Origin of the sequence: Corallococcus exercitus, assembly GCF_042231735.1 — a bacterium.
GTDB lineage: Bacteria > Myxococcota > Myxococcia > Myxococcales > Myxococcaceae > Corallococcus > Corallococcus exercitus_B.
Genome location: NZ_CP102577.1, coordinates 4,583,375 through 4,596,624, shown reverse-complemented (window position 1 = coordinate 4,596,624; position 13,250 = coordinate 4,583,375). Strand labels below are relative to the sequence as shown.

At 71.6% G+C, this 13,250-nt stretch carries 10 protein-coding genes, 1 other RNA gene and 1 pseudogene; 7 read left to right on the top strand and 5 right to left on the bottom strand.

The annotated features are described in order from the left end of the window. The first annotated feature begins 39 nt into the window (after positions 1-39). The 4 genes from NR792_RS17840 (at position 40) to NR792_RS17825 (ending at position 5,373) form a co-directional block, all read left to right on the top strand. Positions 40-1,920, top strand: coding sequence for a PEGA domain-containing protein (locus NR792_RS17840; protein ID WP_375761220.1), 1,881 nt, complete (start codon positions 40-42; stop codon positions 1,918-1,920). 2 nt (positions 1,921-1,922) lie between these two features. Beyond that, on the top strand, positions 1,923-2,231 hold the full coding sequence (locus NR792_RS17835; RefSeq protein WP_375761219.1) for a hypothetical protein: 309 nt from the start codon (positions 1,923-1,925) through the stop codon (positions 2,229-2,231). 323 nt (positions 2,232-2,554) lie between these two features. Then, positions 2,555-3,532, top strand: a complete 978-nt coding sequence (locus tag NR792_RS17830) for a D-alanine--D-alanine ligase (RefSeq protein ID WP_375761218.1) — start codon at positions 2,555-2,557, stop codon at positions 3,530-3,532. 317 nt (positions 3,533-3,849) lie between these two features. After that, positions 3,850-5,373 carry a cellulose synthase family protein gene (locus NR792_RS17825; RefSeq protein ID WP_375761217.1) on the top strand — a complete coding sequence of 508 codons (1,524 nt, stop codon included), beginning with the start codon at positions 3,850-3,852 and terminating at the stop codon, positions 5,371-5,373. Positions 5,374-5,476: 103 nt separating this feature from the next. On the opposite strand, the gene NR792_RS17820 is transcribed toward NR792_RS17825, so the two are convergent. Further along, entirely contained in the window at positions 5,477-6,004 is a 528-nt protein-coding gene (locus tag NR792_RS17820) for a hypothetical protein (protein ID WP_375761216.1), read from the bottom strand. Positions 6,005-6,087: 83 nt separating this feature from the next. Between NR792_RS17820 and NR792_RS17815 the strand changes: the two genes are divergently transcribed. Further along, a complete protein-coding gene (locus NR792_RS17815; protein ID WP_375761215.1) occupies positions 6,088-7,110 on the top strand; it encodes a PEGA domain-containing protein in 1,023 nt (340 codons plus the stop codon). 54 nt (positions 7,111-7,164) lie between these two features. Here NR792_RS17815 and NR792_RS17810 read toward each other — a convergent pair whose 3' ends face one another. Further along, the gene (locus NR792_RS17810) at positions 7,165-7,761 is read right to left on the bottom strand and encodes a hypothetical protein (protein ID WP_375761214.1); all 597 of its coding nucleotides are present in this window, start codon (positions 7,759-7,761) and stop codon (positions 7,165-7,167) included. Between the two features lie 51 nt (positions 7,762-7,812). Between NR792_RS17810 and NR792_RS17805 the strand changes: the two genes are divergently transcribed. Next, positions 7,813-9,636, top strand: coding sequence for a M1 family aminopeptidase (locus NR792_RS17805; RefSeq protein WP_375761213.1), 1,824 nt, complete (start codon positions 7,813-7,815; stop codon positions 9,634-9,636). Positions 9,637-9,654: 18 nt separating this feature from the next. On the opposite strand, the gene ftsY is transcribed toward NR792_RS17805, so the two are convergent. Then, entirely contained in the window at positions 9,655-11,208 is a 1,554-nt protein-coding gene (gene ftsY, locus NR792_RS17800) for a signal recognition particle-docking protein FtsY (RefSeq protein ID WP_375761212.1), read from the bottom strand. 68 nt (positions 11,209-11,276) lie between these two features. Between ftsY and NR792_RS17795 the strand changes: the two genes are divergently transcribed. Continuing rightward, positions 11,277-11,840 carry a hypothetical protein gene (locus tag NR792_RS17795; RefSeq protein ID WP_375761211.1) on the top strand — a complete coding sequence of 188 codons (564 nt, stop codon included), beginning with the start codon at positions 11,277-11,279 and terminating at the stop codon, positions 11,838-11,840. Between the two features lie 10 nt (positions 11,841-11,850). Here the strand turns inward: NR792_RS17795 and rnpB are convergent. Together rnpB and NR792_RS17785 are read right to left on the bottom strand one after the other, a co-directional pair. Then, positions 11,851-12,244: RNase P RNA component class A (gene rnpB, locus NR792_RS17790), an RNA gene on the bottom strand. 146 nt (positions 12,245-12,390) lie between these two features. Next, a pseudogene (locus NR792_RS17785) lies at positions 12,391-12,885 on the bottom strand (abortive infection family protein); the annotation flags it as partial. Positions 12,886-13,250 lie beyond the last annotated feature (365 nt).

Sequence of the window (13,250 nt, the reverse complement as noted above, 5' to 3'; positions counted from 1 at the left end):
CGCAGTGCGTGTAATGCGCACAGCAACGAGGGAGACCGGATGCGACGTCCTTTCAATCGCGCGCTGCACGCGACGCTCAGTGGCTGGCTGGTGGGAATGCTGGCCGTGGGCCCCGCCGCCGCGCAGCAGCAACACGTACCGCTGCGGCTGATGCCGCGAACGCTGCCGTCGGCGGCGGGCCCCCGCGTGGCGGTGGTGGCCATTCCCGTGGATGCCTCTCTGGAAGGGGAGGCGCTGGCGCTGGCGCACTGGGCCGAGCAGGCCGTGGCCCGCTCCGGGCGCCTGGACCTGGTGCGGCTGACGGACGCGCTGGATGCCCAGGGCGCGAGCGCGCGCCAGGAGAAGGCGGTGGAGGGCAACGCCGCGTTCAAGGACGGCTTGAAGGCGTACGACGAGCTGGACACCGTGAAGGCGCTCCAGAGCTTCGACAAGGCGGTGAAGGCCTACGAGGAGTCGGACCTGTCGCGCGCGTTCCCGCTGCTGAGCCGCGCCCGGGTGATGAAGGCCGCGACGCAGCTGGCCAACGGGGAGAACAAGGCCGCGGAGCTGGAGATTCGCGGCGTGCTCGCGGTGGATCCGCGCGCCACCTTCAACCCCAACTTCTTCCCGCCCGAAGCGGTCGCCTCCGTGGAGAAGGAGCGCAAGGCGCAGCTGGAGGGCGCGCAGGGGACGCTGTCGGTGCGCACGCAGCCCGCCGCCGCGCAGGTGTTCGTGGACGGGACCTACCGGGGCGTGTCCCCGCTGGCGCTCACCGGCCTGACGCGCGCGGACCACTACGTGACGCTGGTGTCGCCGGGCTACGTCGTGACGGAAGGCCGGGCGCGCGAGGGCGAGTCCTCCTTCACGCTCACGAAGCTGCCGGTGCAGCAGCGCTACGCCGCGCTCGTGGAGCGCATCGCGAAGAACCCCGACGATGAGGAGCGCGACAAGGCGCTGCAGGAGCTGGGCGCGCTCGCGGGCGTGCCGCAGGTGCTGGCGCTGGTGGTGCGCGGCGGCCCGGGCAACGCGCCGCTGACCGTCACCGGCCTGCGCATGGACGTGGCGGACGGCCACAACCAGGCGTACGCGCTGGGCCAGGTGCCGCGCGGCGACGCGATGGCCACGGGCTCCGAGGCGCTGTTGACGGGGTTGGTGGCCCAGGACGCGGCGCGCGTCGACGGCAAGCCGGTGAAGCACTTCGCCAGCGGCGGGGGCGTGAGCCGCCGCACCGCGGGCTACGTGCTGCTGGCCACGGGCGTGGCGCTGCTGGCGGGCGGCATCTACTTCGGCCTGGAGGCCTCCTCCAAGTCGGACGCGTTCAAGACCGCGCCGCAGGGCAGCACGCGCGCGGAGGACCTGAAGAGCACCGGCAAGACGTACGCGCTGGTGGCGGACATCGGCGTGCTGGCGGGCCTGGTGTCCGCGGGCGCCGGCAGCTACCTGGCGTTCTACAAGAAGGGTGGGGGCTCGTCGTCCAGCCCCCCCGCGAGCACGCCGTCCGAGCGCGCCGCGCCCGCCCGTGAAGAGAAGCCCATGAAGGAGGCGCTGCCCATGCCGCCGCCTCCGCCCCCCGCGAAGACGGAGCCCGCCCCCAAGGCGAACGCCACGTCCACGCCCGCCCCCGAGCCGGCCCCGGCGAACACGCCCCCGCCGCCCGTCTTCGAGCCGCCCCCGCAGGCTCCGCCCCCGCCGCCCGCGAGGAAGCTGACGCGCAAGGAGCGCGAGGCCGAGGCGAAGCGCCAGCGTGAAGAGGCGGCCCGCCTCAAGCGCGAGGAGGAGCAGCGCAAGAAGGAGGAGGAGGCGCGGCGCAAGCAGGAGGAAGAGGCGAAGCGCAAGGCGGACGAGGAGGCGAAGCGCAAGGCGGAGGAAGAGGCCCGGCGCAAGCGCGAGGAAGAGAAGAAGCGTCCCAAGCTCGACGAAGACGATCTCCGGAACTACTAGCCATGCGCCGCCTTTCATCGCTCATCGTTCCCTCGGCCCTGGTCCTGGGACTGTCCGCCTGCAGCCTGCTCGTCGACTTCGACCCCGAGGGGCAGCCGTGTGACCGCGGCCAGTGCCTGGAGGGCTACGTCTGCCGCGACCAGGTCTGCACCTCCGACGACAGCACCCCCTCCGACGCCGGCACGTCCGACGCGGGCACCACCGACGCCGGCACGTCCGACGCAGGCTCCACCGACGCGGGTGACGGCACCGACGCCGGCACCTCGGATGGTGGACTGCTGCCCGACGGCGGCCTCCCCGACGGGGGCTGAAGCAGCCCCCGCGCCGGGCTCGCGTCACCGGTCACCGCACCGGTCGCCGGGCCCGGCCCCCTCTGGCGGGACGCTTCCGGCCCGCCGCCTGCCGCGCCCACGGTCCCCAGGCTCCAGGGGCCCGGGCGCGGCGCCCTGTAAACACTCCCGCACGTGGCCGCCGGGCCGCGCCGTGTCCCCCCGGACACGGCTGCCTGCCCGCTGGCGCCACCGCGAAACCCCCGTCATTCCAACCACTTGCGCGCGGCGTCCGCACCGGAGCGGCATGGCCGGTGCGTGGCATCATCCGTGCTCTGAGGCGGGCCCAAGGAGGCATCAACGACATGGGCAAGCGCGTGGGAGTGCTGATGGGCGGGTGGGGCGAGGAGCGGGAGATCTCGCTCAAGACGGGGGAGGCCGTGGTGGCGGCCCTGGAGACCCTGGGGCACACCGTCACCCGCGTCTTCGCGGGCCCGGGCCTGGACCGGGCGCTGCGCGCGGCCGACATCGAGGTGGCCTTCCTCGCGCTGCACGGGCGCATGGGCGAGGACGGCCGCGTGCAGGGCCTGCTGGAGCTGCTGGAGATTCCGTACACCGGCTCCGGCGTGCTGGCCTCCGCGCTGGCCATGGACAAGCCCATGGCGAAGAAGCTCTTCCAGCTGCACAACCTGGCCACGCCCCGGGGCTACCGGGTGGGCCGCGAGGACGCGGAGCGCGCGCTGGAGCTGCACGGCGACAGCGGCTTCCCCTGCGTGGTGAAGCCCGCGAAGGGCGGCTCGTCCGTGGGCCTGTCCGTGGTGCACGACGCCGGGGCCCTGGTGCCCGCGGTGGCCCAGGCGTGCCGCTTCGGCGGCGAGGCCCTGGTGGAGCGCTTCGTGAAGGGCCAGGAGGTGACGGTGGGCATCCTCGGCGACAGCGTGCTGGGCAGCTGCGAGGTGGCCTTCCCGCGCGAGGGCTTCGACTACGAGGCCAAGTACAAGGGCGGCGGCGCCCGGTACTTCCTGCCGCCCCGCCTGTCCGACACCCGCCGCGTCAACGTGGAGTCGCTCGCGCTCGCCGCGTACCGCGCCCTGGGCTGCCGGGGCTACGGCCGCGTGGACCTGCTCTGCTCCGACACGGAGAACGACGTGGTGCTGGAGGTGAACACCCTGCCGGGCTTCACCCCCACCAGCCTCCTGCCGAAGATCGCCGCCCGCGCGGGCCTGGACTTCCCGGCGCTGGTGCAGGGCGTGCTCGAGCGCGCCACCCGCGACGAGTCCCACGTCGCGGAAGCCATCCCCTCCGTCCCCGCCGCCCCCGTGCCCCTGCGCGCCGCCCGCTAGGTCCTGCGCCGCTCGGAGCACCCGGGACGTCGTCCCGGCACCCCTGTGACGCAGGGAAGAAGGGGGTGACATCCCGCGTCAAAGCCGCCGTTCAAGGCCTCTCGAATCCGGGGAATAGTTTGACACGACCCGGGTGGCTCCCTATTGTCCGCCGGCGATCAGTAGCCGGAAGGTCAAAGCCCTGTCTTTACGGGCACATACGGGGCGGGGCTCAGCAGACCCACAGGCGGCGGTCAGCGTGAGCGGTCGGTCGGCATGCCGCCACGTCTGGTAGGACCGCTGGCGCCAGTGCCAGCGGGAGGGGCTGAGCGTCACCGATGACCACCGTCGAGATCATCTTCCTGGCAGTCTACTTCAGCTTGCTGAGCGTGCTGGGAGTCTACGGCTCCCACCGCTACCGCATGGCGTTTTTGTATTACCGCCACAAGTTCAAGCTGCCGACGCCCAACGGCACGCTCCCGGCGCTGCCTCGGGTAACCATCCAGCTGCCCATCTTCAACGAGATGTACGTGGTGGAGCGGCTGGTGGAGTCGGTGTGCCGCATCGACTACCCGCGCGAGCTCTTGGAGATCCAGGTGCTGGACGACTCCACGGACGAGACGTGCGCCATCGCGCGCGCGTGCGTGGAGCGCCACCGCCAGAAGGGCCACGACATCGTCTACATCCACCGCGTCAACCGCCAGGGCTTCAAGGCGGGCGCGCTGGAGAACGGCCTCAAGCTGGCCACGGGCGAGTACGTGGCGGTGTTCGACGCGGACTTCGTCCCCAGCCCGGACTTCCTGATGCGCACGGTGCCCTTCTTCGCGGACGCGAAGGTGGGCATGGTGCAGGTGCGCTGGGGCCACCTGAACCGTGAGTTCTCCATCCTCACGCAGGCGCAGAGCATCTTCCTGGACGGGCACTTCATCATCGAGCACACCGCGCGCAACCGCGCCGGCTGCTTCTTCAACTTCAACGGCACCGCGGGCATCTGGCGCCGCTCCACCATCTCCGACGCGGGCGGCTGGCAGCACGACACGCTCACGGAGGACCTGGACCTGTCCTACCGCGCGCAGCTCAAGGGCTGGCAGTTCGTGTTCCTCCCGGAGGTCATCTCCCCGGCGGAGGTGCCGGTGGACATGAACGCCTTCAAGAGCCAGCAGCACCGCTGGGCCAAGGGCTCCATCCAGACGGCGAAGAAGCTGCTGCCCACCATCCTCAAGAGCGACCTGCCGCTCTTGGTGAAGCGCGAGGCCTTCTTCCACCTCACCAACAACATGGCGTATCTGCTGATGGTGCTGCTGTCCGTGCTGATGCCCATCAGCATGGTGGTGCGCTTCCAGCACGGCCTGTACGGCACGCTGTTCCTGGACCTGCCGTTCTTCATCACCGCGACGGCCAGCGTCTGCGTCTTCTACGTGGCCGCCCAGCGCGAGCGCGGCGTGAAGGGCTGGGAGCGCTTCAAGTACCTGCCCTTCCTGATGAGCCTGGGCATCGGCCTGGCCATCAACAACGCGAAGGCCGTGGGCGAGGCGCTGCTCAACCAGCAGTCGGGCTTCGCGCGCACGCCGAAGACGGGCGCCGAGGGCAAGAGCGTCAAGGCCGTGAAGAAGAGCTACCGGGGCAGCAAGACGCTGATGCCGGTGGTGGAGCTGCTCTTCGCCGCCTACTTCACCGGGGCGCTGTGGTTCGCCATCGAGTCGCGCATCTACACGTCGGTGCCCTTCATCATCCTGTTCCTGGCGGGCTTCCTCTACGTGGGCATGTCCAGCCTGATGCAGGGCCTGGCGGGCCGGGCGAAGGCGCCGGACGCCGCCCCCGCCGTGCCGGCCTCCGAGGAGCAGCCGCGCCAGGCGGCCTGAGCCGCTCCCACCGCCTCGCGGCCCACCTCGCGCCGCCGCTTCCCACCTGGACTCCAGGGCGGGGAGGGCGGCGCGGTGCTTTTCCGGCCTCCGGCCTGGGGGCCTACAGGCCCGCGTCGGGCGCGCCGCGCAGCAGCACCTGCTCCTGGCGCACCGGGGCGGGGCCGGCGGTCGCGGTGCGGCAGCCCTCGTCGATGGAGGTGCTGGACGCGGCCCGCAGCGTGAGGCCGGCGTCGGTGCAGGCCACCGCCTCCGTGGGGAAGGTGACGGGGCAGGGCGTGCCGGAGGCGCTGAAGCCGGTGGCGCGCGTCTCGCCCACGAAGCCCTCCGGCGTGCGGGTGAGGACGATGCCCACCGAGCCCGCGTCCGGGGACTCCACGCCGCCGTCCGCCCAGGCGCGCACCACCGCGAGCGACAGGGTGCGGCCGTCGTCCTGGCCCAGGTAGCGGAAGGCCGGGTTCTGCGCGTGGTGGTAGTCGCCGGACTGGTCCTTCTCACAGCCGGGCGGCACGTAGATGGGCGGCGGCCGGGCGGCCGTGGCGGCCTCCACCCGGGGGGGGGCCTTGCCCGGACAGGCCGCGAGCGAGAGGACACAGAGGCCTAAGGGGAGGGTGACGAGGGCGCGGTGCATGGGGCGCGGATATTCTCCCAACGGACGGCCCGGTGGGACGGTGTTTGCTTCCCCTGGGATGACTCTCTAACCTTCGGTCCGACATGAGTCTTCGCCGCTTCGCCATCCTGTCGCTCGTCGCCACCCTGGCGCTGCCCTCCGCGGCCTTCGCCCAGGACAATGATGATCTCCTCGCCCCCACGGAGGAGACGAAGCCCACGAAGCCCAAGGGCAAGCCCAAGACCGCGAAGCCGAAGACCTCGGTGAAGCGCAAGACGCCGCCCAAGAAGGAGAAGCTGGGCGCGCGCAAGGGCAAGACGGGCAAGGGCGCCGCGACGGCCACCGCCGAGGACACGGCGCCGGCCAAGGCCACGCTGGTGCTCAAGCTGGGCAGCAACGCGCGCACCGCGAAGGTGACGGTGGACGGCCAGGAGGTGAACCCGCAGACGCCGCTGGAGCTGGCGCCGGGGGAGCACACGGTCGTGGCGCGCCGTCAGAACTACTCGGACTTCACCCAGCAGGTGACGCTGGCGCCGGGCCAGACGGCGGAGCTGACGGTCGCGCTGGACGCGGCGACGGGCTTCGCCACCCTGCGCGCGGACGTGCCCCGCGTCACCGTGTTCGTGGACGGGACGCGCGTGGGCCTCACCCCCGTGGAGAACCACCCCCTGACCCAGGGGCAACACGAAATCGAGTTCCGCGGGCCGGCGGGGCTCAAGGACGTGAAGAACATCAACGTGCGCGCCGGCCAGCTCTACGTCGTGGAGGGGCGCCTGCGTCCGTCCGAGCCGGTGGCGACCGCGCCGGTGGCGCAGCCGGACGACACGCCGCGCTCGACGGTGCTGGAGCCCTCGAAGCCCGCGGAGCCGGTGGAGCAGCCGGGGCTGGCGCTGGGCACCGAGCAGCCGCCGGAGGTGAAGGAGAGCACCAGCAAGGCCTGGTACCAGAAGTGGTACGTCTGGGTGGGCGTGGGCGTGGTGGCCGCCGCGGCGGGCGCCGGGGCCTACGCGGTGACCAAGAGTCCCGCGGAGCTCACCCCGGGCCAGGTGTGCGGCGGGGAGTGCGACGGCTCCATCGGGTTCTCGGGCCTGCGCCCGGTGATGCCCGCGCCCGGCATGCGCTTCTGAAGTCGCGCGGGGCGGACGTCCGCGTCCGCCCCGGCTCCCGCGCCCCGGAGTCCGTCAGTGGCCCCGGAGGTCGTCCTCGGCGCGGCCCGCGCCGGGCTCCAGCCGCAGGAAGACGTTGGTCACGCGGCCCACGCCCCAGTAGTCCAGCGCGGTGGCGCGGAGGCGGAAGGGCTCGGACTCCGGCAGCAGGGCGGTGACGTCCACCTCGTTGGCCTCGAAGCTGAAGGCGCGCCGGCCCACGTTGTCCACCTGCTCGTTGCCGATGAAGACGCTGTCCGTGAAGCCCACGGCGGCGCGGCGCGACACCTTGCCCTTCGCGTCCAGCACCTCCAGCAGCAGGAAGTTGTCCACGGCGAAGCCCTGCGTGCAGGCCGCGTCTCCGCAGAGGCGGGCCTGGGCGCCGTCCAGCCGCAGTGACGGCGTCTCCGCGGTGGCGACGACGCGCGGCGTGCGCTCGCCCTCGCGCGTGTCCACCTCCACGTCCTCGCGCCGCTGCTCCAGGCGCGCCGTCTCACGCTCCGGCGTGGCGCCGAGCAGCTGGACCGAGCGCGGTTGGGGCGGCGCGACGGCGGTGGACGGCGGAACCTGCTTCGCGCAGGCCAGGAGGCTCAGCGCGGCGGCGGAGAGGGTCAACGTTCGCGAGTGGCGCACCCGGAGGCTTGTAGCGAGCGGCGCTGGACGGGGTCAATTAGCATGCCCCCCATGCGGACCCTCCCCGGATGGTGGCTGCTGTGCGCGCTGCTCTCAGGCCCTGCCGCCGCGGCCCCTCCCGCCATCCCGGGCGCGGGCAGCGTGGCTCCGGAGGTGCAGCTGTGCCTCCAGCACCTGAAGCCGGGGGAGCGGGACCGGGCTGCGCGGGCGCTGGGGCCGCTGGAGTCCGTGCCGCGCTACCGCGTGCAGCTGGAGGTGGAGCCGAAGGAGCGGCGCGTCTGGGGCAAGGTGCAGGTGGAGCTGGTGGCCAAAGGGCCCAGGCCGCTGACGGAGCTGTACCTGCGGCTGACGCCCAACACCCGCTCCCGCCAGGTGACGCTCTCCGGCGCGAAGCTCAACGGCAAGGCCGTGGCGCTGGAGCTGGGGCCGGAGCCCACGTTGCAGCGCATTGCTGTAGAGCCGCCCGTGGCCCCCGGCGGCACGGTGTCGCTGGAGGTCGCGGTGAAGGGCACGGTGCCCCGGGCGGCGCCGGGCGCGGAGTCGCTCCTGGGCGCGGGCGGGCTCCTGGGCGGCGGGGGGAAGGCCGGCGCGGATGACCACGGGGCCTTCTCCGCCACGGCGGACGTGGTGAGCCTGGTGGGCGTGGTGCCGCAGGTGCCTCCGGTGGATGACCAGGGCCAGCCGTGGGCCGGCCCGCAGGGCATGGGGGACCTGGCGCTGTACGAGCCCGCGCACGTGCTGGCCACGCTCACCGTGCCGTCGGGCTGGGCGGCGCACGCCACCGGGACGCCGCTGGGCGAGGTGCCCGAGCGCGACGGCCGGGTGCGCTACAGCTTCGCGGCGGCGGCGGTGCGCGACTTCCCGGTGCTGGTGACGCGCGGCTACCAGTCCGCCACCGCCACGGTGAACGGCGTCACGGTGGAGAGCCACTTCGCGGCGCAGGACGCGGCGACCGGCAAGCGCGTGCTCAAGTACGCGTCGCAGGCGCTGACGGAGTTCGAGAAGCGGCTGGGCCCGCTGCCCTACACCCACTTCCGCGTGGTGCAGGCGCCCCTGAGCGGGGGCGCGGGCGGCATGGAGTTCCCGGGTTTGGTGACGGTGGGCACGTCGCTCTACCGCGCGAAGCAGGATCCCTTGAAGATGCTGGCGGGCATGCCCGGCATGGAGGCCTTCGAGGAGCTGCTGGACGCGCAGGGCGCGGGCCTGCTGGCGCAGGTGGGCGCGCAGGTGGGCGAGTCCCTGGAGCGCACGCTGGAGTTCACCGTGGCGCACGAGGTGGCGCACCAGTACTTCGCGGGGCTCGTGGGCTCCGACCCCATCCACGACCCGGTGGTGGACGAGTCGCTGGCCCAGTACGCGGCGCTCCTCTACATGGAATGGGCCCACGGCCCGGAGGCCGCCGAGTCCCTGCGCAACGAGGCCCTGGTGATGCCCTACCAGTTCTTCCGGCTGTCCGGCGGCAACGACGGCCGCGCGGACCGGCCCACGGGCGACTTCGACGGCGGCGAGCTGGAGTACGGCGCGCTCGTGTACGGCAAGGCGCCGCTGTTGCACCACGCGTCGCGCAAGCTCGTGGGGGACACCGCCTTCTTCAAGGCCCTGCGTGCGTACGTGGACACGTACCGCTTCAAGTGGGCGTGCAAGGCGTGCTTCACGCAGGAGCTGGCGAAGGCGAGCCCCGCGAACGCGAAGGCGCTGACGCAGCTGCGCACGCGCTGGTGGGAGGAGGCCCACGGCGACGAGGACCTGGGCGCGGCGGACCTCCAGCGGCTGATGGAGGCCATGGGCGGCAACATGGGCATGGGCGGCGTGAAGCTGGACGCCCAGACGCAGGAGCTCCTGGAGCAGCTCTTGCCCCAGCTGATGGGGCAGTAGCGCGCCGGGCTCGGCGGTTCAGTCGAACAGCGCCTTCACGAACTCGCGCGGCTCGAAGCGGCGCAGGTCGGCGACCTTCTCGCCCACGCCCACCCAGACCACGGGCAGCTTCAATTCGTCGCAGATGCCGATGATGACGCCGCCCTTGGCGGTGCCGTCCAGCTTGGTGAGCGCGATGGCGCTGACGCCCACGGCCTCGTGGAACTGCTTGGCCTGCTGGATGGCGTTCTGCCCGTTGGTGGAGTCCAGCACGAGCAGGATTTCATGGGGCGCGCCGGGCAGCGCCTTGTCCATCACGCGCTTGACCTTCTTGAGCTCCTCCATGAGCGGGGCCTTGGTGTGCAGCCGGCCCGCGGTGTCCGCGATGATGACGTCCGCGCCTTCGTCTTTCGCCTTCTTCACCGCGTCGAAGATGACGGAGCTGGGGTCGCCGCCCTCCGGGCCCGTCACCAGCTGGGCGCCCGCGCGGCCGGCCCACACGTCCAGCTGCTCCGTGGCGGCGGCGCGGAAGGTGTCGCCCGCGGCGAGCACCACCTTCTTGCCCTGGCCGGTGAGCTGCGCGGCCAGCTTGCCGATGGTCGTCGTCTTCCCGGCGCCGTTGACGCCCACCACCATCACCACGTGCGGCGGGCCTCCGCCCTCCAGCGAGCGCGGCACGGGCAGGTCCACCATGCGCGCCACCTCGTCGCGGATGGCGCCCTTGATGCGCTCCGGGTCCTTCAGCTCGTTGCGCTTGAGCTTCTCGCGCGCCACCTCCACCAGGTGGTCCGCGGTGCGCACGCCGATGTCGGCGGTGAAGAGGATCTCCTCCAGCTCCGACAGGACGGACTCGTCCATGGTGCGCTGGCCGCCGAACAGGCCGTTGAGCCGCGCCATGAAGCCCTGGTTGCGCGTGCGGTCCAGGCCCTGCGCCAGGGTGCGGCCACCCTCCGCCTCCACCTTGGCGCGCGCCGCGGCGGCCTCCGCCTGACGGGCGGCCTCCGCCCGGGCGGCCTCCTGGGCGATGGCCTCCTCGCGCAGGCGCACGGCTTCGGCCTGCTCCCGCTTGCGGCGCTCGCGCGTCTCGTCGTCGACGGCCTTCTTGGCGCGGTACTCGACGCGCTTGGCCTCCTCTTCCTTCTCCTTGAGGGCGCGGACCTGCGCCTCCAGCCGGGCCTTCTCCGCCGGGTCCCTGGCGGCGTGGGCGGCGAAGGAGGCCGTCTCGCGCTCGCGGCGCAGCTCGTCCATGCGCGCGTGGGCGTCGTCCAGCTCGCGGCGCCGGGCCAGCTCCGCCTCGTTGGGCGGCAGCTCCACGCGCAGCTCGGGGCGCTCCGCGGGCAGCTGGGGCGCCTCCTCGGGCTTCCGGGGGGCTTCCGGCACGCGCTTCTTGCCGAAGAGCTTCCGCGCCCCGACGAGCGCGAGGACGATGGCGAGGACCGCGCCGCCAATGCCCACCACCTCGCCGCCGGTGAGCCCGGTGTCCGGCGGGGTCCCCGTGCCCGGCTGCGTCGTCCCGCCGCCGGGAGTGGGGGCGGGGGAGGGGGCAGGGGGCACCTGCGCCAGGAGTGCGTCGAGGGAGGTCGGGGTCTTCATCGCCGCTCCGCATACACCAACGCGCAGTTGGATGCAGCGCCCGTGGCCGGGTAGAACGGCCCTCCGCCATGCGCCTTCCGCCCCTGAACGTCCTGATGACCGCTTCCGTCCTCCTGGGCACTTCCAGTGCCTGCATCGTGGAGGCCCCCGGCGGGGCCAGTGAACAGGAGCGCCGCGCGGCCACCGTCACCCAGGTGCCCCCGCTGTCCATCCGCAGCGGCGCCAACCTGGGCGGCAAGGTGGAGGTGGTGGGCGCGTCCGTGCAGCCGGGCCGCATCCCCCCGGGGGACCAGGCGCGCGTCACCGTCTTCTTCAAGGTGCTCCAGCCGCTGGAGGAGGACTACCTCGTCTTCGTGCACGTGGAGGACGCGGACGGGCGCATGGAGCGCATGAACGTGGACCACAAGCCCGCGGGCGGCCTGTACCCCACGACGCAGTGGAAGGTGGGGGAGACGGTGAAGGACGAGTTCGTCATCGCCCTGCCGCAGGGCGCGGCGCCGCGCGCCATCAACGTGTGGATGGGGCTGTGGGAGCCGCGCAACGACGCCCGGCTGCCCCTCACCAACCCGCAGGCGGTGCGCAACGATGGCCGGGGCCGCCTCTTGCTGGCGCAGGTCCCCGTGGGCGGGTGACAGGGAAAAAAACCGGAGCGGCCCTGTAAGCCGGGTTCTGTCCCCACCCCTTTCGGGATGGGCGGCGAACATTCATCTAGGGCCCTGGTTGCCCAGGGACCTCATCAGCGAGCAACCCGAACGCATGGGACGGGCCATCCCTGTCCCCTTTCGGGGACGCGCTCCTATTGGCTCTTGCTCCAGGTGGGGTTTACCGTGCCGTCCGAGTCACCCCGGACGCGGTGCGCTCTTACCGCACCGTTTCACCCTTACCCGCCCCCTTGCGAGGACAGGCGGTCTGTTTTCTGTGGCACTTTCCTGCGAGTCGCCTCGACTGGCCGTTAGCCAGCACCCTGCCCTGTGGAGCCCGGACTTTCCTCCCGCCATCCATGCCTGCGATGGCCGGCGTTCACCCGGACCGCTCCGGCACTCCGGGGGATACAACAGCCAGCCCGGGCGGGTCCACTTCCGGTTGAGAAGAGCTTCCTCCTCCGAGCAAGGAAGGGAGGTGGGGTTCAACCGCTTGGTTCTTGCCGGATTCGACTTCCTGAAGCCTGCGTAGCAGGAAGGTGCAGCACGCGCCCGCTGCGGTAACCGCGAGCTGCGCAATGGCCCGGTCTGCATCGACGTGCTGGGGACCTCGTCCGTGCGCATCGCCTGTCTTGGTGCGCAGCGTTCCGATGTTCTGGACCATGGCTGACAGGTTGCGCGTGATGCCACGGAGTTCATCCGCGACCGTTTCCTCGGAGATCGACAGGCTCCTGGACGCGACCTTGTAGAGGCCTTGAATGGTTTGGTCCGAAGGCAAGGGCTCTTTTCGATGGAGGAGGATGTGCTTGAGCGTTGTCTCCGTGAGCGTTGAAGCGGCTGTCACGGCGGCAGCGGGGTCTGTGGAAAGCAGCCGATCGGCCTTGCCCCAATCCACGACTAACCGACTGAAGCCGAAGTGTTGTGCTGAGGAGATGAGCGCTTCTGCGATGCCAGCCGGAGGGTTCGCGATGAGCCGCTGAACGGAATTCGATGCGCTCGCTCTTCCTTCGAGTACGCGATTGAGTGCCGTCTTCATTCCTTGGATCACTCTGTCGAGATGTCCATCACTGGAGACGAGCCTGAGCCAACGGACATCCCAGCTTTCCGGGCGACCAACCCTGTACGAACGGTCTTCGTCGGAGACGCCAGTCATTGACTCCTCAAGATCGTCATATGCGGAGCGGTAGGCGAGATAGAGGCCCGAAGCGTCCACGCCGAGGTAGCCATAGACGCGCTCGATAGGCTCGCCACTATCTTCAATGGTGAAGGACTCCGTGTGGACCACGACGCTGGCTCGGCGAGAATGCTCCGCGAGTCGGCTGCTCAGCTCCGTGATGCGCTGGCGAATGTCGAGGTCGTGCTGCTCGACAGCCCTGACCAGCTGCTCAAGTTCTTCAATTC

Coding starts and splice junctions, on each gene's coding strand:
- NR792_RS17840 (WP_375761220.1), top strand. CDS start 40: ATGCGACGTCCTTTCAATCGCGCGCTGCACGCGACGCTCAGTGGCTGG.
- NR792_RS17835 (WP_375761219.1), top strand. CDS start 1,923: ATGCGCCGCCTTTCATCGCTCATCGTTCCCTCGGCCCTGGTCCTGGGA.
- NR792_RS17830 (WP_375761218.1), top strand. CDS start 2,555: ATGGGCAAGCGCGTGGGAGTGCTGATGGGCGGGTGGGGCGAGGAGCGG.
- NR792_RS17825 (WP_375761217.1), top strand. CDS start 3,850: ATGACCACCGTCGAGATCATCTTCCTGGCAGTCTACTTCAGCTTGCTG.
- NR792_RS17820 (WP_375761216.1), bottom strand. CDS start 6,004: ATGCACCGCGCCCTCGTCACCCTCCCCTTAGGCCTCTGTGTCCTCTCG.
- NR792_RS17815 (WP_375761215.1), top strand. CDS start 6,088: ATGAGTCTTCGCCGCTTCGCCATCCTGTCGCTCGTCGCCACCCTGGCG.
- NR792_RS17805 (WP_375761213.1), top strand. CDS start 7,813: ATGCGGACCCTCCCCGGATGGTGGCTGCTGTGCGCGCTGCTCTCAGGC.
- ftsY (WP_375761212.1), bottom strand. CDS start 11,208: ATGAAGACCCCGACCTCCCTCGACGCACTCCTGGCGCAGGTGCCCCCT.
- NR792_RS17795 (WP_375761211.1), top strand. CDS start 11,277: ATGCGCCTTCCGCCCCTGAACGTCCTGATGACCGCTTCCGTCCTCCTG.